The organism is Bacillus sp. PS217, assembly GCF_037963535.1.
GTDB lineage: Bacteria > Bacillota > Bacilli > Bacillales > Bacillaceae > Bacillus > Bacillus subtilis.
Window position 1 is genome coordinate 3,783,313 of sequence record NZ_CP150157.1, and the last position, 21,505, is coordinate 3,804,817.

Sequence of the window (21,505 nt, forward strand, 5' to 3'; positions counted from 1 at the left end):
CAATTATACTATACACGGGCTGTTTTGAAAGATCAGATTTCTTTTTTCTTACAGAACACCTGAAAACAGGCGGGCAAATGACTCTTTTGTCCGGTCAGCCACGCCTCTTTTATAAAAGCCGACAGGGCTGAGCTTTTCACTTTCCTGCATATCTTCTTCAAAATGGGCCTCAAGGGTTCGGATCGCTTCGGCATCCGTGAAGAACACATTCACTTCAAAGTTGAGCTGAAAGCTGCGCATGTCCATATTCGCGGTACCGACGGAGGCGAGATCGCCATCAATGATCATGACTTTTTGATGCATGAAGCCTTTTTGGTAGGAGTACACTTCAATGCCCTCAAGGAGCAGCTCCGGGAAATAGGACCTCGACGCGTATTGGGTCAAAAAGCTGTCGTTCTTCTCCGGCACCATAACCCTTACCTCTACCCCCTTTGTCGCCGCTGCTTTTAGCGCCGTGCGAATGGATTCATTGGGGACAAAATAGGGCGTGGCGATCCATATTGATTTCTGCGCTGAAGAAATCATTTCATAATAAAGATCGCTCATGCTTTCCTTCATGTCAGGGCCTGTCGCGACAATTTGATAAATGCCTCCTCCTTCCACGGGAACCGGGGTATTGTACTCCTCTTGATCAATTAACACTTCATTGGAGACGTATTCCCAATCCAGCATAAAGATAGCGTGGAGCGTTTGCACAATTTCCCCCTCAAGCCGCAGGTGTGTATCTCTCCAAAATCCGATGTACGGATCTCTGCTGATATATTCCTTCCCAACATTTAATCCACCCACAAAACCGGTTTTCCCATCGATGATCACGATTTTCCGGTGATTTCTGAAATTCAGCTTCTGGTTGAAAAACCCGTATTTCAGCGGAGAAAACGGGACGATGTCCACCCCCGCTTGTTTCATTCTCATAATATCTCTTCTTGCTAGCTTCATGCTTCCTGCCGCATCGTATAAAAACCTCACCTCGACACCCTGGCGCGCTTTCTCCATCATAATATCCATCATGCCGCGTCCGAGCATGTCTGATTTAAACATGTAGTATTCAATATGTATGTAAGATTCCGCTTTTCTCATTGCTTTGAAAATGTCCGGGAAGGTTTCTTCGCCGTTTTTCAGCACTTTGATGTTGCTTTTCGTATTGATATTCATATGGGCAGCCCTGATGGAATATGTAAAGAACCTCTCTTGATTGTCCTTCAACCCTGTCACTTCGGGCGTTTCCTCCTTGTCAAACAGCTTCCTGAGCTTTTCCCTGTTGTACATTCGTTTTGTCTTAAACAGCTTTCCCTTTACATAAAGCTGTCCCGAAAACAGATAAAACACGTAGCCGACGATTGGAAAAAAGACAAGAATATGGATCCATAGCAGCGTGTGCTGCGAGGTGCGGTTTTCAAGAATTAATGAATAGATGCTGAACAAAATAATGCTTATATAGCAAAGCAATCCTCCGTAAAACTCAAGCCTGGAAACCGGAAAAAACCAAATGACATATGCCCCGATGAGCATCATATATAAAAAGAAAAATTCCAGTCTCCTTTTCAGCATCCTGATTCTCTCCAATCTGATTCAATTACCTCTGTATTACCTCTTTTTTCTAATCGATAAACCTTGTAAGTAAAAAACCTCTCCGCCAAAAGAGGAGAGGTTTAGAGAAAACTAACTGTCAGGGAATTCATCCGCATCGTTTCTGCAGAAATAAAGCAAGACTATTGGCAACGCCGAGTGACAACATGAGCGGCAGGCCGAACCCGCTCAGCACTCCGGCAAGCGCCGAAAAGAAGGCGGCGCTGTGACTGCAAATACGGTGGATAGAGTAAATTTGATACCCATTCTGATGAGAAAAATATATAAAACGGGATATTGATCAGAAAGAAAATAAGGAGTTAGTCAGGCTGAGTCATAATCTGCTGTTCCGCCGGTTTAAAATGAGTAAAATCCGTTTTATTCTTGATGTTATTTCCAAATACAAACACAACAGGATTCCCGGCCGCCCAGCCATTACCTTTTCAGAAGATATCTTATGTTTTCATCAAGATAAAAAAATCCCCCTCTTCAAGGGGGATTTTCACGAGCGTTTCCGATATACAACGTAGCTGCGGGTCAGATACTTGAGCGGCAGACTGAACACATGAACCAATCTTGTAAACGGCCACAGGATAAAAACGACGTAGCCTATCACAATATGAAACTTAAACCATAGCGGGACACTCTCCATCAAAGAGGCGTCAGGCCTGAACAAAACGATTTCCCTGAACCACGGCCCGACTGTGGTCCGGTAATCAAATCCTTTCGAATCAATGTTGAGAAACGTGGCCGCAACGCCCGACAGCATCATGAACAGCAGCAGGAGCAGCGTAAGGATATCGGATGGCGAGCTCGTTTTGCGGATTCTTTTGTCAAACAGCCTTCTGTACGTCAGGATGACAAGTCCGGTACATGCCGCAATGCCCGCCGTCAAGCCAGCGCCAATCGCCATTTTGTGATACATATGCTCTGAAATGCCAAGGGAAGCATACACGCCTTCCGGGATCAGAATCCCCATGACATGCCCGCCGACAACGCACAGCAGTCCCCAGTGAAAAAGTGTGCTGCCCGCCGCAAGTTTTTTCTTTTCTAACATCTCGCTTGATTTCGCCGTCCAGCCAAATTGGTCATGCTGGTAGCGGTAAATATGGCCGCCGATAAAGATTGTCAATACAATGTATGGCATAATACCCCAGAGGATCTGCCCGCTCATGCCTGAACAGCCCCTTCAACGCTTTCACGTACGCCAATGTTTTCAAGCGCGGCCAGCAGCACGTGCAGCAGTTCAGCGTATATACTGTCATTTTTTTCGAGACGGGATGCCAGCTCCCTCACATTGGACAGATATTTCTCAAACACGCTTCTCGCTGCTTCAATTTCTGCAGCCGCAGCAAATTCCAGCATCAGCGGCAGATAATCAGGCAGCTCTTTCTCTGTCGGCAGGAAACCGGATTGCTCGTATGTGTTTTTTAAATGCAGCAATTCAACGCCGCGTTCCCTTTGCTCGCCCGAGTTAAAGTAGGTGACATACATATTTGTTTTTTTCCCAAAGTCGAATGTATAGACATAGTGTTCAATCAGCGCTTCCGGTGAAAAGCTGGCTGACGCTTCGAAAAAGTGCAGCAGCTTCTCCCGGATTTGCCGGTTGCTGATTTCATGGATAAGAGCCTTCCAATCGGGAATCTCGGCTCTCCACTCTTCATCCGGATAAGAGAGAAGAGTGGAAAGAGCGGAGAACGTCATTTGCCGGTCTGTGGTGTTCATCTTGTTACACCTCATTTATCAAAAGTTAGAAACAGGAGCCGGGGCCGCCTGAAAATGATAAGCCGCAGCTCCCTTGTTCAGCATATAAATCTGAAACTTCTTCTCGATGACTGCTCGGTATCACAAAGCGGTCATCATATTTGGCAATCGCAAGCAGCCGATACATATCTTCAATTTGCTGTTCTGTTAAGCCGACACTGGAGATCAGTTCCGGGTCGATTGATTTATTCGTCTGGATCGCTCTCATATACTGGCGCATGACAGACATTTTCTTCAACGTTGACCGAATATGATCCGTATCACCGGCTGTTAACAGCTGCGCCAAATAATCTATCGGGATTCTCATTTGGTCGATAGCCGGAAAAATATCTTCCGCGGATTGCCGGCTGCCTTTTCCTTCAAAGAGATTCATAATCGGGCTGAGCGGCGGAATGTACCACACCATGGGCAACGTGCGGTACTCTGGATGAAGCGGCAGCGCAATCTTCCAGTCAATGATCATTTTATAGATCGGCGATTGCTGCGCAGCCTCTATCCATTCAGCCGGAATGCCTTGTTCTTTTGCCAGCTTGGCAACCTCAGGATCATTTGGATCAAGAAAAACGTCCAATTGGGAATGGTAGAGATCCTTTTCATTTTCAACAGATGCCGCTTCCTCCACTTTGTCCGCGTCATACAGCATGACGCCGAGGTAGCGGATTCTGCCAACACACGTCTCAGAGCAGATGGTTGGCAGTCCCGCCTCCAAACGCGGAAAGCAGAGTGTGCATTTTTCCGCTTTGTTCGTTTGCCAGTTAAAATAGACTTTTTTATAAGGACAGGATGAGACGCAATATCTCCATGAACGGCATGCATTTTGATCCACAAGCACAATGCCGTCCTCCTCGCGTTTGTACATGGCGCCGGATGGACAGGATGAGACGCACGCCGGGTTGATGCAGTGCTCGCAAATACGGGGCAAATACATCATAAAAACCTCATCGAATTCTGTTTTGATCGATTCCTCCATCTTTTGTACATTGGGATCTTCAAGTCCCGTTATGTGGCCGCCCGCGAGATCATCCTCCCAGTTCGGACCCCATTCGATATTCATGAAATCCCCCGTCAAGGACGATTTCGGGCGTGCTACTGGCTGGTGTTTTTTCTGCGGGCTGTTCGTTAATGTTTCATAATCATAGTTCCAGGGCTCATAGTAATCATCAATCGACGGCTGATTCGGATTATAGAAAAGGCCTGCAAGCCGATTGGTTTTCGAGCCCGATTTCAGCTCGAGCTTTCCTTTTTTCAATGTCCAGCCGCCTTTATATTTGTCCTGGTCCTCCCATTGCTTCGGGTAGCCGATGCCCGGCTTTGTTTCTACATTATTGAAGTACATATATTCCGCACCGGAACGGTTTGTCCACGTGTTTTTGCAGGTGACGCTGCACGTGTGGCAGCCGATGCATTTATCCAAGTTCATGACCATACCGATTTGCGCTTTAATCTTCAAGCCAATCGACCTCCTTCAGCTTGCGGATGACGACGTTCAGGTCGCGCTGATTCCCCGTTGGACCGTAATAATTAAAGCCGTAGCTGAGCTGAGCATAGCCCCCGATCATCTGGGTCGGCTTGACGTGTATCCTTGTCGGGCTGTTATGGGTGCCTCCGCGGTTATTCGTCAGCTTTGTGCCGGGCACGTTGATGTGGCGGTCCTGGGCATGGTGCATAAACGCCATTCCTTTAGGAATCCGATGAGACAAAACGGCTCTCGCGACGACAACACCGTTTCGGTTAAAGCATTCAATCCAATCGTTGTCTTTGATATCCGTGTCCTCTGCATCATCTTTATTCATCCACACGGTCGGCCCGCCGCGGAACAGCGTCAGCATCGGCAGAGAATCAAAATACATGCTGTGGACAGACCATTTATTATGCGGCGTCAAATAATTGAGGACGATTTCTTTTCCCTCTTGATCAGGCCGCTTGCTCAGAAACGGGCGATGCTGGAGGATCGGTTTGAATGTCGCCATCGTTTCACCGAATTCCATCATCAGTTCATGATCGACATAATAGGATTGTCTGCCTGTCAGCGTCCGCCACGGAATTAATTTTTCAACATTTGTTGTAAACGGCGAATACCTGCGCCCTCCTTTTTCAGAGCCGGAAAACGCCGGAGACGTGATCACCGTTTTCGGCTGGGCTGTAATTTGTTCGAACGTAAAGCATTCTTCCTCGCGTTCTTCCGCCAGGTCTTTCAGCTTCAGGTTTGTGATGTTTTCAAGTGATTCCCATGCTTTTACGGCGACCTTTCCATTCGAAGTGGATGATAGGGTTAAAACCGCTTCTGCCGCCTGCTTTGCTTCACTTATATTTGGACATCCCTTTGCCACGCTGTCTGAGGTGATTTCTCCCAGTCTCTGTTTGAGTGATTCATATTCATCGGCTATTGACCAGCTCATCCCTTTTGTTCCGCTCGGCTTTAAAGCAGCGTTAGGACCGAGTGCGGTCATTTTATGAAAAATGTGTTTGTAATCCCGTTCAACGACTTGGATGTTCGGCATCGTTTTTCCCGGAATGGCTTCACATTCGCCCTTGCTCCAGTCATTGATTTTGCCGAATGGCTGGGCCAATTCCTGCATGGTGTCGTGGAGCAGCGGCGTCGCAACCACTTCTTTCACCGGCTCCATATTGACTTCTTCTGCCAGATCGGAAACGGCTTTTGACAGCGCCTTGAAAATATCCCAGTCTGACTTCGATTCCCACGGAGCTGAGATCGCCGGAGCAAATGGATGAATGAACGGATGCATATCTGTGCTGCTGAGATCGTGTTTTTCATACCATGTCGCCGCCGGCAGCACGATATCGGAATACAGCGCCGTACCGGCCATTCGGAAGTCAAGATTGATTAACAAGTCGAGCTTTCCTTCCGGCGCCTGCTCCCGCCATTTGATTTCTTCAGGGCGGATGCTGTCGCTGTCGTCATTCATCAAGCCGTTCGTCGTCCCCAGCAAATGCTTGAGAAAATATTCATGCCCTTTTCCTGAGCTTGAGATCAGATTTGCCCGCCATACGAAGAGATTTCTTGGAAAATTCACTTCATTATCAGGATCTTCAATCGCGAATTTCAGTTTTTTCTCTTGGAGCTGTGAGGCCACGTACGCACCAACGTCTTCAGGTGTTGCTGCCCCTGCTTTTTCAGCTTCTTTATACAGATCGATGCCATTTTGATTGAAAGTCGGGTAAGACGGAAGCCACCCCAGCCGCGCGGCCAGCACATTGTAATCAGCGTGGTGCTTGTAGCGGGATGACGCAGCAATCGGTGATGCCAAATCACTGATCGGCTGGTCCTCATAACGCCACTGATCTGTCGCAAAGTAGAAAAATGAGGTGCCGTTTTGCAGCTTGGGCACGCCCTCCCAGTCCTTTGCAGTTGCAATCGTCTGCCACCCTTCAGCAGGTCGGAGCTTTTCCTGCCCCACGTAATGGGCCCAGCCTCCGCCGTTTACGCCTTGGGCGCCTACAAGTAAAACAAGATTTAACACTGCTCGGTAGATCGTGTCGGAGTTGAACCAGTGGTTAATGCCGGCCCCTACGATAATCATGGACCGGCCGTCTGTATCGATCGCATTTTGGGCAAACTCTCTGGCAATCTTAACGACAGCTTCTTTTTTGATTCCTGTCATTTGTTCCTGCCAGGCAGGCGTAAACGGCTCAGGGTCATCATAGGAGACAGCCGATCGTTCGCCGATGCCCCGGTTCACGCCGTAGTTAGCCAGTATCAAGTCAAACACGGTCGTGATGTACGTTTCTTCACCGTTCAGGTTCATTTTTTTAATAGGAAGATCCCGCTCGAGCACTTTGTTTCCGTCATTTGAAAAATACGGGATGCGCACCGTGCCGATTTCGTCCTCTATTCCCAGCACAGAGAGACGGGGTTCAATCGGTTCCCCGGTTTCTTCATCAATCATGTGCAGGTTCCATTTCTGCTGCCCGTCCCAGCGCGAGCCCATTGTCCCTTGGGGTATGGCAAATGAACTTGTCTGTTCATCCCAAACCGCAGGCTTCCACTGATCATGCTTTGTCTTCCGCCCGATGTCCTTCGCATGCAGAAACCGTCCCGCTGTGTATACGCCATTTTCTTTTGACAGAGTGACGAGAAATGGAAAATCAGTGTATTGCTTCGCGTACTCAATAAAACGTTCAGTTTCTTGGTTCACGTAAAATTCCTGCAGAATAACGTGACCCATCGCCATCGCAAGCGCCCCGTCAGTCCCTTGGCGAATACTCAGCCAGTCATCCGCGAACTTTGAGGATTCCGCAAAATCTGGACTGATCGAAATGACCTTAGCGCCTTTATAGCGGGCCTCCGCCAAAAAATGCGCGTCAGGCGTTCTCGTTAACGGAACGTTGGAGCCCCATGTGATAATATAGCCGGAATTGTACCAATCACTGCTTTCCGGAACGTCCGTCTGGTCACCCCAAATTTGCGGGGATGCTGGAGGAAGATCCGCATACCAGTCATAAAAACTGAGCATAGGGCCTCCGATTAACGACATAAACCGGGAGCCTGATGCGTGGCTGATCATGGACATGGCCGGAATCGGAGAAAAACCGACGTTTCGGTCAGGCCCGTATTTCATCACTGTATACAGCAGAGAGGCTGAAATCAGCTTCAGCACCTCCGGCCATTCAGCACGCACAAAACCGCCTTTCCCTCTCGCCTGTTTATAGGACTTCGCTTTTTCAGGGTTTTCGACGATCGATTTCCAGGCTTCCAATGGATTTTGATGTTCTTGCAGTGCCTCCCGCCATAAATTAATCAGTACACCGCGCACGTATGGATATTTCACACGCAGCGGGCTGTAGATATACCATGAAAAACTGGCCCCCCGCGGGCAGCCTCTCGGTTCAAAATCAGGCATATCCGGGCCTGTTGATGGATAATTCAAATTTTGCCCTTCCCACGTGACAATTCCGTTTTTCACATAAATATTCCAGCTACAAGACCCTGTACAGTTAACGCCGTGGGTGGAGCGAACGACTTTGTCGTACTGCCATCTGTTTCTGTATACATTCTCCCAATCGCGATCTTCGCGGGTGGTTTGGCTATGTTTATTTGAATGGTGTTCGATAGGAGAGAAATAATTCAATCTCCTAAACAACGGACTCCTTTTCTTTTTCTTCATGAGAGTTCACTCCTTCCGAGTCAGGTGATGCTAAGTTCACTATAAACAGAGACAGCGTGTTTCCTTGTGAACTATGTCACACACTCCGCTTTTTTCACAAAATGTTCACACAAAGGAGAAGGAAGGCTGCGTTCAGGCAGAACGCTTGGGTCATTAGCCGCCTTTCAAAGATCAAAAAAACCGGCTCTATTTAAGAACCGGGCTCGGCGTTTTCATCCTGTGATGTATGCAAATACCGCAAAAATAATTGATAGGAACAAAAAACATTTTGCTGAAGCATAGCCAAAAAGTTCATTTGCAGCTGCGGATGATAAGACATCATTTTCTTAAATATGTAATATGGGATGTTGAGAATCAGAATGTCTGAAGTGGCATTGACTGAGATAAAGGGCGATAAATAAAGCCCGCCTTTTTCATCAATCGGCAACACATCGCCTTTTTCCCACAGCGCAACGGTTTTCGACCCTTCAGGGAGCCTTGTGTCCATAAAACGGACACTGCCTTTTAATACAATATAAACAGATTGAGAATGAAGAAAAGATGGAGACTGATCACATGAACCGCGGATAAACGTGCCGTTTTTCAGCAAGGTTTCGACAATGGATAGAGGCACTTCATTAAACATAGGAAGTTGTTTCAGAAATAATAAATAGTCACACTGATTCATAGGAAAACCTCCTGTGCTAAGGATAGCTTTAGTGTAGCTCGACTGAGCCTGTACAGCAGTGATGTATTTCACAGCCTGTATGATGAATGTCACTTATCAGGAGGGTGAATGCATTTATAATGAAAGAAAAAAGGAGGATTTCGATGAAGGCGCTGATTCCGAAGCAGCACGGGGCGTGGGCGATGCTGCTGATCCCATTTTTACTCGGCATGGTCAAGGGAGGCCCCGTTATTTGGCATATTCCGCTCTTCCTTGGTTGGCTTTTCCTATACTTAGCGGTTTATCCCGTTACGCTTGCCTTAAAAAAGAAACAAAGCAAACCATATCAAAAGTGGATGTGTTATTACGGTTTTCCCGCCTGCTGCTTTTTGATGATCTCGGTCTTTCATAAGCCGCCTCTCATCTGGGTGGGCGTTTCTTTACTGCCGCTGTTTCTCATACATATGTATTTTGCCCGCAGAAAAAACGAACGAGCCTTATTGAATGATGTTGCAGGTGTCTTGTTCTTTTGTTCGGGCGGGTTTGCGAGCTGCTGGCTGGGGATGGGAACCCTTGACGGCTGGGCTTGGTTTATTTTCTTGCAGTCTGCTTTATTTTTTATCGGGAGTTCCTTTTATGTGAAATCGGTGATCCGCGAGAGAAAAAACAGGGCATTTGCATACTGGTCATGGGGATATCACCTGCTGCTCCCCTTTTTATCCGCTCTTTTCGGAGCAGGATGGGCGTTTCTCGCTTTTATCCCGAGCAGCTTGCGGGCATGGTTTTTTCATGGAAGGGATTGGCCCGTAAAAACGATTGGCATTCTTGAAATCGTGAATGCCTGCTTCTTTCTTGCCGTCATGTGCCTGTTTATCACAAGGTAAAAAAACAAGGACACCGCTGTCCTTGTTTTTTTCAGTCAATATTGCAAATCTCCAGCGGGCAATTTTCACACTCAATCTCACATCGTAAATAGTCCCGCTTGTACAAAATAATTTTTCCGGATTCGTCTATCGAAATAACCCCTTTTTTGCGGAGATCTCCGAGCATACGATTGACGCTTTCCCGTGCAGCCGCGCAAAACTTTGCCAAATCCTGATTTGTCAGGACAATGTTAATCAGAATGCCGTCGCTTCGCTCCACTCCGTAGCTGTTTGATAAGCGGATAAGGGTAGAATAGAGCGCCCCCTTTTTGCCATGAAGAAGCAGATCCCTGATTTTGGACTGAATCTTCCGGAGGTGCGTGCTCATCCATTTCATGAACTCAAATGTCAAAGCGCCGTTTTGGATTAATTCTTTTTCCAGCTTATTTTTATTAATGACGAGCACCTCGCCATCCTCTAGTACTTTTGCACTGAGCATATACCTTGGTTCTTCAGTGAAAAGTGTTAATTCTCCGACGATATCATGCTTTTGGCAGATTCTAAGCGTCAGGTCTTTTCCGTCAGATGTCAGCTTGCCGATTTCAATGAGTCCTGATTGAATCAGATAAAGCTCTTCTGCATCCATTCCTTCCCGAAACAAATACGTGTGTTTTTCCATTTTTCTTTTCGTGCTGATCGATTCCAGCAATTCATACAGATCGCTGGATATAAGATCACTATCAGATGGTCGAACAGAGAGAAAATTCATGAGCTCACCTCGAAGAAAGTCACGTTGTGTGTTTATTGTAACGTGAATTGATTTGTACCCATCGAGAAAAAACTAACAATCTTGTGAATGCCCCAGTGTTAGTTGATGCTCTGGCTGTTTCTCTCCGTGTGTGTTTTCATTCTTTCCTGCCAATACATCCATATGACAAGGACAAAACTGGCTAACGCCACCTCTGAAAGCGCCATAAACCCGATCGCGTACTGGCCTGTTGCCTGAAATACACTCGCCAATATGAGCGGAGGAAAAAAGCCGCCTAAACCGCCCATGGCAGACACAATCCCATTGGCAATCCCCGCTTGCTTCGAAAAATAGAAAGGCACCAGTTTAAAAACAGTTCCGTTTCCTATGCCTGAGCAGACGGCCACGGTTAATGATCCAAACGTATAAAGGCCGATTGTCGGCGAGAACGATAGGATAATGCCTGATAATGTAAGCCCGGCAAAAACAAACATCAAGATGCGGAGCGGGCTCATTTTATCAGCCAGGAATCCGCCCGCAGGCCTGAGCAGCGTAGAAACCGCAATAAAGCCAGCCGTCCGCAAGCCGGCATCTGCAGGATTCAGCCCAAAATGCTCCACCAGAAAGTTCGGCAGATAGATAGTGAAGGCGACAAAGGCACCGAACGTAATAAAATAAAACAGGCTCAGAAACCATAGCACATGATTTCGGTAAACAGCTTTGATTTGAGTCTTAACAGAAACTTTGACCTTCTTCTCATGCCTGTCGCCAAACAATACGTGCAGTAAGGCAAAGACAGCCAGCAAAATCAGATACATTTGCACGGTTGATTTCCACCCGACGGCTTGAGCGATAACCGGCGCTGCAAATGTCGTAACGGCTGTCCCGATATTTCCTGCACCGTAAATCCCATTGACGACACCGTGCTTTTCTTTCGGATAATATTTCGGGAGGGAGGTCACCCCAATGGAAAACACCGCTCCCCCGATCCCTAAGAAAAAGCCGCCTGCGATTAAATCAAACAGAGAATCCGCGATACTGATCCAAAATACAGGAAATAAAAGCAAGATGAAGCTGACCATAAACATGAGCCGCGCGCCAAACCTGTTCGTTAAATACCCTAAAGGAATGCGGAGAAGCGACCCGAGGATCACAGGAATTGCCGTCACCAAAGAAATCTCACCCTTGCTTAAATGAATATCTAATGTGATTTGGGAAATGAGTGATGAAATCAGCACCCAAACCATAAACCCTGCCACCAAGCTTAATGACTGTAACGATAATTGAATGTGTTGACGGTTGATCATTTGGCTTGCCCCTTTCAATGATTCAATAATCAGTCTTATCATACAAAAACTCGGCAAACAGGATTGTGAATTACATCACACGTTTTTCTCATAAAAAAAGGACAAAGCCCGAAGACTTTGTCCTTTTGATCGTGATTACATTTTTTCCGGAGCCGATACGCCGATCAGCTGAAGCGCATTGTTCAGCGTAATTTGCGTTGCCTTCATTAAAGCCAGGCGCGCGCGGCTCTTCTCTTCATTTTCAGGGTCGATGACTTTCTCTGCGTTGTAGAAGCTGTGCAGAGCAGAAGCCAGATCATAAATATAGTTTGTGACACGGTGCGGAATTCGTTTTTCCGCTGCTTCCGCCACTGCCTCTGGGAAGCCGCCGATCGTTTTCAGCAGATCATATTCTTTTTCTGATTGAATATGGCTGAAATCAAGATCTGCCGCCGGTTTAAGTCCCTGCTCTTCCCCTTGGCGAAGCATGCTGCAAATACGTGCATGCGCGTATTGTGCATAATACACAGGGTTTTCGTTAGATGTTGATACAGCAAGATCTAAGTCAAAATCCATATGGGTGTCTGCACTTCGCATTGCAAAGAAGTAACGCACGGCATCCAAGCCGACTTCTTCAATCAGGTCACGCATCGTTACGGCTTTACCGGTCCGTTTGCTCATTTTCATTTTCTCGCCGTTTTTGTAAAGGTGAACGAGCTGAATGATTTCTACTTCAAGCGTTCCTTTTTCATAGCCCAGCGCTTCGATTGCCGCTTTCATACGCGGGATGTAGCCGTGGTGATCGGCGCCCCAAACGTTGATCAGCTTATCAAAGCCGCGGTCAAGCTTGTCCTTATGATACGCGATATCAGGAAGCAGGTACGTGTACGTGCCGTCCTTCTTGATCAATACGCGGTCTTTATCATCGCCGAACGTCGTGGAACGGAACCAAGTCGCGCCGTCTTCTTCATAGACATGGCCTTTTTCGCGGAGCGCATCAAGCGCTTTGTCGATTTTTCCATTTTGGTACAGTGATGTTTCTGAATACCACACATCAAACGGCACACGGAAGTTTTCCAAGTCCTTGCGAAGCTTTTCCAGCTCGTATTTCAGGCCGTATTCACGGAAAAACGCGAGGCGTTCACTTTCCTCTTCGTTAACGAAACGATCACCGTATTCCTCAGCGAGACGCTTTCCGATCGCAATGATATCCTCGCCGCGGTAGCCATCCTCCGGCATCGGTTTTTCCAATCCGAGTGCTTCAAAGTAACGGACTTCAACAGAAAGCGCCAGATTGTTGATTTGGTTTCCCGCATCGTTAATGTAGTATTCGCGGCTTACATTGTAACCCGCTTTTGAAAGCACGTTGCACAAGGAATCGCCGACAGCCGCCCCGCGCGCATGCCCGAGGTGAAGGTCTCCCGTCGGATTCGCTGATACGAATTCTACCTGAACTCGTTCACCGTTTCCGATGTTTGTTTCCCCGTATGCTTCCCCCGCTTCCAGTACAGACGGAATCAGCTTTGTTAAATATTGATTGTTCATATAGAAATTGATAAAACCCGGGCCGGCGATATCCAGTTTTTCAATCGAAGCCTTTCCTTTATCAAAATGAGCGACAATCTCTTCAGCGATTTGACGCGGCGCTTTTTTTGCCACTCTTGCCAACTGCATCGCCATATTCGTTGAGTAGTCGCCGTGTGTTTTATCTTTCGGTGTTTCTAAAACAACATTGGGAATCTGGCTTTCTTCAGCCAGTCCCGCTTTCAGAACGGCCGCTTTGATTTCTTCTTTCAGCACGTCCTTCATTTGTTCCGCAATGTTCATGCGTGAGTTCCTCCCTCATACGTGATCGTCATATTATGTAAATGCTCCTGCTCGTCTCCGACATGCATGTCATATGCGATGCTGATACGGCCTTTTTCTTCATCGAGATCAGATTGAATCGATTTTGTGCTTGTTTTCAGCTCAAGCTCACCAAATGACATTTTATATTTAGCAATTGTGGAAGCTCCCGTTATGAAACGCTGATTCATTTTGACAGCGCCTGACCTCATGACCAGGACTTCGCCTTCGCTTACTTTCACAATCGTTTTGACTTTGCCTAAGTCGTGTTCTTCATAATAAGATAGATACACTTTATTTTGTTTTACATAGTAAAATCCGGTGGTGCGGAATTCGATGACTTCTTGGTTTCCGTCATCCTCGATCACAGACTTCACATGGAGTGTTATCGGTGTCTCTTGCTTCATTCTGACACGTCCTTTTCATCATTCCACTTTGACTTGAATAGTATAATCATTCGGTTTGTAAACTTCAACTGCTTCTATCTTACCATCATTGCTCATCAGATTTGAAGATAAACCTCATAAAAAGCATTTCCTTATATAGAAGAGAAAGTCATATCACTAATTACCTTTAGGAAATGTTACATTTTTCCGAAATCTATCATTTCCTTTTCACATTTTTTTCAAAATATATGTATTGAATTAGTAATTTGATAGTTTTAAGATAAAAGTACAACATAGATCTGCTAGAAAAACAAATAAAGGGAGGATTCAATTATGAAAAAAGCTGTCATTGTAGAAAACAAAGGTTGTGCAACATGCTCGATCGGAGCCGCTTGTCTAGTGGACGGTCCTATCCCTGATTTTGAAATTGCCGGTGCAACAGGTCTATTCGGTCTATGGGGGTAAGGATCTCCCAAAAGGGCATAGTCATTCTACTATGCCCTTTTTAAGTAAATTACAATTTTTAACTAAAATCTACCTCTTGGATATACATACACAATCGTTTTTTATTTGAATCATATGTATAGGGGATGGTATTTTGTTTATAGAGCAGATGTTTCCATTTATTAATGAAAGTGTAAGAGTTCACCAGCTTCCTGAGGGCGGCGTGTTAGAAATCGACTACTTGCGCGATAATGTCTCCATTTCTGACTTTGAGTATTTGGATCTCAACAAAACGGCTTACGAGCTTTGCATGCGCATGGATGGCCAAAAAACAGCTGAGCAGATTTTAGCTGAGCAATGTGCAGTGTATGATGAATCACCGGAAGACCATAAAGATTGGTATTACGACATGCTCAACATGCTCCAGAACAAGCAGGTTATTCAGCTTGGAAACCGGGCAAGCCGCCATACCATCACCACGAGCGGAAGCAATGAATTTCCGATGCCCCTGCACGCCACCTTTGAACTGACGCACCGCTGTAATTTGAAATGCGCCCACTGTTATTTGGAAAGCTCACCTGAAGCGCTCGGCACCGTGTCGATTGAGCAATTCAAAAAAACGGCTGATATGCTGTTTGATAACGGTGTATTGACATGCGAAATCACAGGCGGGGAAATTTTTGTCCATCCAAACGCCAATGAGATTCTTGACTATGTGTGTAAAAAGTTCAAAAAAGTCGCTGTCTTAACAAACGGAACACTCATGCGAAAAGAGAGCCTGGAGCTTTTGAAGACTTACAAGCAAAAAATCATCGTCGGCATTTCTCTTGATAGTGTCAATTCCGAGGTCCATGACTCCTTTAGAGGGAGAAAAGGCTCTTTTGCCCAAACTTGTAAAACGATAAAATTGTTGAGTGACCACGGTATATTTGTCAGAGTCGCCATGTCTGTCTTCGAAAAAAACATGTGGGAAATCCACGATATGGCCCAAAAGGTTCGGGATCTCGGGGCGAAGGCGTTTTCTTACAATTGGGTTGACGATTTCGGAAGAGGCAGGGATATTGTCCATCCAACGAAAGACGCCGAGCAGCACCGCAAGTTTATGGAATACGAGCAAAATGTGATTGATGAGTTTAAAGATCTGATTCCGATTATTCCTTATGAGAGAAAACGCGCGGCAAATTGCGGCGCTGGCTGGAAGTCCATTGTGATCAGCCCGTTCGGCGAAGTACGTCCTTGCGCCCTCTTTCCAAAGGAATTTTCATTGGGAAATATTTTTCATGATTCCTATGAAAGCATCTTTAACTCCCCTCTCGTCCATAAACTGTGGCAAGCGCAGGCGCCGCGGTTCAGCGAACATTGCATGAAAGACAAATGCCCGTTCAGCGGCTATTGCGGAGGCTGTTACTTAAAAGGGCTGAACTCTAACAAATATCACCGGAAAAACATTTGCTCTTGGGCGAAAAATGAACAATTAGAAGACGTGGTCCAGCTTATTTAGGAGGGAAACGATTTGTCACCAGCACAAAGAAGAATTTTACTGTATATCCTTTCATTTATCTTTGTCATCGGCGCAGTCGTCTATTTTGTCAAAAGCGATTATCTGTTTACGCTGATTTTCATTGCCATTGCCATTCTGTTCGGGATGCGCGCGCGGAAGGCTGACTCGCGATGAGCATTTTGGATATACACGATGTATCCGTTTGGTATGAACGGGACAACGTCATCTTAGAACAAGTAGATTTACATTTAGAAAAAGGCGCCGTTTACGGGTTGCTTGGGGTAAACGGCGCCGGAAAAACGACACTGATTAATACGCTGACAGGCGTGAACCGCAATTTCAGCGGGCGCTTTACACTGTGTGGAATTGAAGCGGAGGCCGGCATGCCGCAGAAAACATCAGATCAGCTGAAGACTCACCGTTACTTCGCCGCCGATTATCCGCTGCTATTTACAGAAATTACGGCGAAGGACTATGTGTCTTTCGTCCATTCGCTTTATCAAAAGGATTTTTCAGAGCAGCAGTTTGCCAGTTTGGCCGAGGCCTTTCATTTTTCGAAATACATCAACAGGAGAATTTCAGAGCTGTCCTTGGGGAACAGGCAAAAGGTTGTATTGATGACAGGCTTATTGCTGCGCGCTCCCCTGTTTATTTTGGATGAGCCGCTCGTCGGTTTGGATGTGGAATCGATAGAGGTCTTTTATCAGAAAATGCGCGAGTACTGTGAAGCAGGCGGGACCATTTTGTTTTCTTCTCATCTGCTCGATGTCGTGCAAAGATTTTGTGATTACGCGGCTATTCTTCACAACAAACAGATCCAAAAGGTCATTCCGATTGGAGAGGAGACCGATCTGCGGCGGGAATTTTTCGAGGTGATCGGCCATGAATAACATAATCCCCATCATGTCTTTGCTGTTCAAACAGCTTTACAGCCGGCAAGGGAAAAAGGACGCCATCCGCATTGCCGCAGGCCTTGTCATTCTGGCCGTGTTTGAAATCGGGCTGATCCGCCAGGCCGGCATTGATGAATCGGTGTTGCGCAAAACGTATATCATACTCGCGCTTCTCTTAATGAACGCATATATGGTGTTTCTTTCTGTGACATCTCAATGGAAGGAATCTTATATGAAACTGAGCTGCCTGCTGCCGATTTCTTCACGGAGCTTTTGGCTCGCCCAGAGTGTCGTTTTGTTTGTCGATACCTGTTTGAGAAGAACTTTATTCTTTTTTATTTTACCGCTGTTCTTATTTGGAAACGGAACGCTGTCAGGGGCGCAAACATTGTTTTGGCTCGGCAGGTTTTCGTTTTTTACCGTTTACTCCATTATTTTCGGAGTTGTGCTAAGCAACTATTTCGCCAAAAAGAAGAACTGGATGTTTCTGCTGCATGCGGCGATATTCGCCTGTGTATGCCTCAGCGCCGCTTTTATGCCGGCCGCCACGATTCCGCTTTGCGCGGTTCATATCCTGTGGGCAGTGGTCATTGACTTTCCTGTCTTTCTGCAGGCGCCTCCGCAGCAGAGCAAGATGCATTCATTTATGCGGCGATCTGAATTTTCGTTTTACAAAAGAGAATGGAACCGATTTATCTCTTCTAAAGCGATGCTGTTAAATTACGCGGTCATGGCGGCGTTCAGCGGCTTCTTTTCGTTCCAGATGATGAATACCGGCATCTTCAATCAGCAAGTGGTTTATATCGTGATTTCCGCGCTTTTGCTCATCTGCTCGCCGATCGCCCTTTTGTATTCGATTGAAAAAAATGACCGGATGCTGCTTATCACGCTTCCGATCAAGCGGAAAACGATGTTTTGGGCGAAATATCGCTTTTATTCAGGCCTATTGGCAGGCGGATTTCTCCTTGTCGTGATGATTGTGGGTTTCATCAGCGGCCGTCCGATTTCAGTTCTCACTTTTTTGCAGTGCATTGAGTTGCTGCTGGCGGGAGCTTTTATCAGGTTAACTGCAGATGAAAAAAGGCCCTCCTTCAGCTGGCAGACGGAGCAGCAGCTATGGAGCGGTTTCTCAAAATATCGGTCTTATCTGTTTTGTCTTCCCCTATTCTTAGCCACATTAGCCGGCACCGCTGTATCCTTGGCGGTCATTCCGATAGCCGGTCTGGTCATAGTCTATTACCTGCAAAAACAGGATGGTGGTTTCTTTGATACAAGCAAAAGAGAACGGCTTGGAAGTTAACCTGCTGAAGACTCATCAATTTTCAACTATTTCAATCGCCGCGAGCTTTCTGAAACCGATCGAAAGCGCGGCGGAACCTGAGGAAGAAACGATTTATTTTTACGGCGCCGCCGCATACCTGAAGGAGCAAATCATTGACGCTTTTGGTTATGCTGCCGGCAGCCGTTTCATGTACTCAGCGAATCTCTTTTTTGATCAGCAGCTGAAAACCTGCGGGACCCGTTTGATTCACCCATTATATAACGGGAATCTTCATGTTGACGCCCTGATGAAAACTTTTGCAGACTTGTCTTTCCCTTCTTCTCTTTCATTCGAAGCATTTGAAAAGGCCAGGAATGAGCTGCTGCTGAAAATCGAAAAGAAATTCACTGATCCCTTCTCCTACTCGGCGGCTCGCTTGGCTGAGGAGGTCTTCGGAAACCCGATGTACGGCACAGGCATGTTTGGCCGGAAAGACAGGATAGAGGCGATTCATCCTAAACGGTTTCTCGACGCAACGGACTTTATCGTTGATTTAGTGTCCCAGCAAAAACAGCTGAACATATTGGGACAAGTACAAGCATGTGATGTTCGGGGACATGCCCCGCAAACGTCCGCTGTAACGTCCGGAAGAATACCCGTAAACCGGCATGTTTTTGAAACAGAGACACGCAGCGCTGCAGGTCCTTCCGTCTTGACACTCGGATTTGACTGCGGAGAGATGAAAGATGCCAGCGATTATATCAAAATACAGCTAATAGACGGATTACTGGGAAAGTACGGCCATTCCGCTTTATTCAAGCACTTCAGAGAGAAGGATCTGGCAGTCTATCACGTTATCACCCGTTACGATGTCATGAACAATTTGCTGCTTGTTTCAATATGTACAGATCAGCTTCATGAGATAGACATTCCCCCGCGCGTTTTGGAAGCTGTCTCAGCTTTTCATACAGATGAGCGGGAACTAGAACAGGCAAAGCAGTTTTTACGCAATGAATTGCTGCTGCAATTCGATTCTCCCGAAGGTCTATTGGCCTATATGGGGATCCTGCGCCGCTTCTCCTGCACGAAAGAAGCCTTGCTGGATGGCATCTCAGCGGTTACATGCCGTGATGTATTGCAATTCATAGCGACCATCAATTATATCGGAGCTCATGTAGTAAGGGGATGAAGAGATGGAAAAGAAAGCCTTTTTTCAACAACTGGATGAACGAACCGATATCAGATACACAGACAGCGGACTAAAAATATTCAGATTGAAATTCCCCCGCGCCCACCTGCGGCTGTGCAATGTAAAAATCGATTTTGGAAGCCGGGATGTATGTATACGGGCAGAATCCGGTGATACACTGCTTCCGTATGGCACAGCGCATTTTTTAGAGCATCTTCTCTTCTGGCATAACGGCCGCAATCTGTACAGTGATTTTTTTGCGCATGGCGCGCTTTTAAACGCATTCACTACCTACACCGATACCAATTTCATGTTTACCTCATTACCGGATCGGCTCAGACAAACGATCCCCATCCTGCTTGATGCTTTATGGAACCACTCATTTGACAAGAAGATTGTCGCTCAGGAAAAAGCTGTGATTACAAGCGAAATTCAAACAGCACACCTTAACCATCAGCTCTCATATCATTATCAGCTGATCAGCATGCTTTCTCCCTCCTCACCAGCTGCCGTTTTCCCCGCAGGCAGAATCGAAGATATTGAGGCGCTGGACATCAGTGATTTACAAAAAGCCTATAAGGCTGCCTACCAAGCCCATCGGATGACGCTGTTTTTGATTGGGGGCTCAGAAAATACAGAAACGCTTTTGCCTCCTCACCTCCAGCTGGAAAAGCGTCCGGATTATCATGCTGAAAGAAAAATCATCCCGGCATGCCCTCCAGCCCTCTCACAAAAAATGGTGCTGGGTGATGAGGAGCGGATGGAAGATACATGGACCGGATTACAGATCGGCGCACTTCCCGGGCAAAACGATCTGTTGGCGATAAAGCTTTATTGGGATATCGCGGCTCGTATTCTATTTCAATTAGATTCACCGTTTTTTCAAGAGATTCAGCAAACGTACCGCCTAGAAATCGATCGTTTGTCAGCCGAGACCTATATCTATGAGGATGGCGGTTTCTTGATCCTTCACAGTCAAGGGACCCATTCTTCAGCTTATATCGATGTGGCTTCATACTATGTCACACAGAAGAAAGAACAGGTTGCCGCCTGGCTTCAATACGGCAAGGACTCTTTGACAGACGCGATCATTTATGACAGCGATTATGTGCGTAAATGCTTCGAGTGGGCAGCCGAGTGTGACAGGTGCGATTGCTCGTTTCTTGACATGTACCACATCATTCAAGATATGGATGCGCAGGTTTTCTTGTCTCTCATTGATGCAATGGCATCTTCTAACAAAGCGATCATTCACATTTCTCAGAAAGAGGCGATCAGACAATGAAAAAAAACACTGTCTTTACCCTTTTATTGCTGCTTATAGGTATGGCGGCTTATTCCTTCGGCTGGGTTCAGGCCGTTGCCGAAGCCGCCGCCCAATATGTACAGATGATCAACAATGATGCTGTGCGGCTCGGGCTGCTGGCTTGTACCGCTGCCCTCCTGATGCTGCCTGCTTTTCTCTATCTTCATTATGTCACCCAATCCGTGAAAAACATGACAGCAGCTTTTCAGAAACTCACACAGTCTCATCAAAGCTGCTGTGACTTTCAGCAACACAACTTGTGCAGCCGATATGCAGAAGACGTCAAATCGCTGCGTGACAGCTATAAAAACGTCCGCCAAACATACGTGATGGCTGCCGTGTTGTGCCAAGTCATCATATTCGGCTGCATGTTCGAAATCGTTAAAGCCGTCCCTTTCCGCCTTCACACGCCCCCTGCCCTTTCAATGGGACTTGCGATGCTACTGATTCTGTATTTATTGTTTTGCATGCGAACATATTTGCGGCAGCTTTTCCGGCACGGCAGCCTGTTCAGAAAAGTGTTTGCGGGAGCGCTGGCAGCAGCCGGGATTTGGTGGATGCTCAGTTTCTCTATAAGTGAACTGCTGTTTCTGATTATCCTGGCTACCATTCAGCAAATCGGATCATTTATTTATAAACGATTCTCTTATCGCAGCACCGCTTCTCTTGATCTATAAA

At 46.5% G+C, this 21,505-nt stretch carries 20 protein-coding genes and 1 pseudogene; 10 read left to right on the forward strand and 11 right to left on the reverse strand.

Annotated features, from left to right (window positions below; all coding sequences use genetic code 11):
- Positions 1–48: 48 nt before the first annotated feature.
- From cls to arfM, 7 genes and pseudogenes are all read right to left on the reverse strand, one after another.
- Positions 49–1,551 carry a cardiolipin synthase gene (gene cls / locus NSQ83_RS19635; RefSeq protein ID WP_003242612.1) on the reverse strand — a complete coding sequence of 501 codons (1,503 nt, stop codon included), beginning with the start codon at positions 1,549–1,551 and terminating at the stop codon, positions 49–51.
- A 130-nt stretch (positions 1,552–1,681) separates the two neighbouring features.
- Positions 1,682–1,886, reverse strand: a pseudogene (locus NSQ83_RS19640) (YitT family protein); the annotation flags it as partial.
- Positions 1,887–2,071: 185 nt separating this feature from the next.
- Positions 2,072–2,743: a respiratory nitrate reductase subunit gamma gene (narI, locus tag NSQ83_RS19645; RefSeq protein WP_046663996.1), complete on the reverse strand. Its 672-nt coding sequence runs from the start codon at positions 2,741–2,743 to the stop codon at positions 2,072–2,074.
- Complete coding sequence (gene narJ / locus NSQ83_RS19650; RefSeq protein ID WP_017696266.1) at positions 2,740–3,294, reverse strand: nitrate reductase molybdenum cofactor assembly chaperone; 555 nt, start codon at positions 3,292–3,294, stop codon at positions 2,740–2,742. The genes narI and narJ overlap by 4 nt, the downstream gene beginning before the upstream one ends.
- A 25-nt stretch (positions 3,295–3,319) precedes the next feature.
- The gene (gene narH, locus NSQ83_RS19655) at positions 3,320–4,783 is read right to left on the reverse strand and encodes a nitrate reductase subunit beta (RefSeq protein ID WP_014481212.1); all 1,464 of its coding nucleotides are present in this window, start codon (positions 4,781–4,783) and stop codon (positions 3,320–3,322) included.
- Positions 4,773–8,459, reverse strand: a complete 3,687-nt coding sequence (locus NSQ83_RS19660; protein ID WP_046663997.1) for a nitrate reductase subunit alpha — start codon at positions 8,457–8,459, stop codon at positions 4,773–4,775. Before NSQ83_RS19660 ends, narH begins: the two co-directional genes overlap by 11 nt.
- Before the next feature lie 190 nt (positions 8,460–8,649).
- A complete protein-coding gene (gene arfM / locus NSQ83_RS19665) occupies positions 8,650–9,126 on the reverse strand; it encodes a Crp/Fnr family transcriptional regulator ArfM (RefSeq protein ID WP_046663998.1) in 477 nt (158 codons plus the stop codon).
- Positions 9,127–9,269: 143 nt separating this feature from the next.
- On the opposite strand from arfM, the gene NSQ83_RS19670 reads away from it, so the two are divergent.
- Positions 9,270–9,989 (forward strand): YwiC-like family protein, encoded by a 720-nt coding sequence (locus tag NSQ83_RS19670; RefSeq protein ID WP_014481214.1) that lies wholly within the window; start codon positions 9,270–9,272, stop codon positions 9,987–9,989.
- 31 nt (positions 9,990–10,020) lie between these two features.
- Here NSQ83_RS19670 and fnr read toward each other — a convergent pair whose 3' ends face one another.
- The 4 genes from fnr to NSQ83_RS19690 form a co-directional block, all read right to left on the reverse strand.
- A complete protein-coding gene (gene fnr / locus NSQ83_RS19675; protein ID WP_339238779.1) occupies positions 10,021–10,737 on the reverse strand; it encodes a fumarate/nitrate reduction transcriptional regulator Fnr in 717 nt (238 codons plus the stop codon).
- Positions 10,738–10,835: 98 nt separating this feature from the next.
- Positions 10,836–12,023, reverse strand: coding sequence for a nitrate transporter NarK (gene narK, locus NSQ83_RS19680; RefSeq protein WP_010886631.1), 1,188 nt, complete (start codon positions 12,021–12,023; stop codon positions 10,836–10,838).
- A gap of 135 nt (positions 12,024–12,158) precedes the next feature.
- A complete protein-coding gene (argS, locus tag NSQ83_RS19685; protein WP_038427988.1) occupies positions 12,159–13,829 on the reverse strand; it encodes an arginine--tRNA ligase in 1,671 nt (556 codons plus the stop codon).
- Complete coding sequence (locus NSQ83_RS19690; protein ID WP_017696263.1) at positions 13,826–14,254, reverse strand: DUF1934 domain-containing protein; 429 nt, start codon at positions 14,252–14,254, stop codon at positions 13,826–13,828. The genes argS and NSQ83_RS19690 overlap by 4 nt, the downstream gene beginning before the upstream one ends.
- A gap of 312 nt (positions 14,255–14,566) precedes the next feature.
- Between NSQ83_RS19690 and sboA the strand changes: the two genes are divergently transcribed.
- Genes sboA through albG form a run of 9 tightly spaced genes read left to right on the forward strand, consistent with a single transcriptional unit; the run spans position 14,567 to position 21,504 of the window.
- Positions 14,567–14,698: a subtilosin A gene (sboA, locus tag NSQ83_RS19695; protein ID WP_003222002.1), complete on the forward strand. Its 132-nt coding sequence runs from the start codon at positions 14,567–14,569 to the stop codon at positions 14,696–14,698.
- Entirely contained in the window at positions 14,655–14,807 is a 153-nt protein-coding gene (gene sboX / locus NSQ83_RS19700; protein ID WP_119899890.1) for a bacteriocin-like protein SboX, read from the forward strand. The genes sboA and sboX overlap by 44 nt, the downstream gene beginning before the upstream one ends.
- Before the next feature lie 24 nt (positions 14,808–14,831).
- On the forward strand, positions 14,832–16,178 hold the full coding sequence (gene albA / locus NSQ83_RS19705; protein ID WP_024573031.1) for a subtilosin maturase AlbA: 1,347 nt from the start codon (positions 14,832–14,834) through the stop codon (positions 16,176–16,178).
- A gap of 12 nt (positions 16,179–16,190) precedes the next feature.
- Positions 16,191–16,352: an antilisterial bacteriocin subtilosin biosynthesis protein AlbB gene (gene albB / locus NSQ83_RS19710; protein WP_003222006.1), complete on the forward strand. Its 162-nt coding sequence runs from the start codon at positions 16,191–16,193 to the stop codon at positions 16,350–16,352.
- The gene (locus tag NSQ83_RS19715) at positions 16,349–17,068 is read left to right on the forward strand and encodes an ABC transporter ATP-binding protein (RefSeq protein WP_003227564.1); all 720 of its coding nucleotides are present in this window, start codon (positions 16,349–16,351) and stop codon (positions 17,066–17,068) included. The genes albB and NSQ83_RS19715 overlap by 4 nt, the downstream gene beginning before the upstream one ends.
- Entirely contained in the window at positions 17,061–18,371 is a 1,311-nt protein-coding gene (gene albD, locus NSQ83_RS19720; RefSeq protein WP_198878428.1) for an antilisterial bacteriocin subtilosin biosynthesis protein AlbD, read from the forward strand. The genes NSQ83_RS19715 and albD overlap by 8 nt, the downstream gene beginning before the upstream one ends.
- Positions 18,361–19,521 (forward strand): antilisterial bacteriocin subtilosin biosynthesis protein AlbE, encoded by a 1,161-nt coding sequence (albE, locus tag NSQ83_RS19725; protein WP_080287644.1) that lies wholly within the window; start codon positions 18,361–18,363, stop codon positions 19,519–19,521. Before albD ends, albE begins: the two co-directional genes overlap by 11 nt.
- A 4-nt stretch (positions 19,522–19,525) precedes the next feature.
- Positions 19,526–20,806: a pitrilysin family protein gene (locus tag NSQ83_RS19730; RefSeq protein ID WP_032722698.1), complete on the forward strand. Its 1,281-nt coding sequence runs from the start codon at positions 19,526–19,528 to the stop codon at positions 20,804–20,806.
- The gene (gene albG, locus NSQ83_RS19735; protein ID WP_015250988.1) at positions 20,803–21,504 is read left to right on the forward strand and encodes an antilisterial bacteriocin subtilosin biosynthesis protein AlbG; all 702 of its coding nucleotides are present in this window, start codon (positions 20,803–20,805) and stop codon (positions 21,502–21,504) included. Before NSQ83_RS19730 ends, albG begins: the two co-directional genes overlap by 4 nt.
- Position 21,505: the final 1 nt, after the last annotated feature.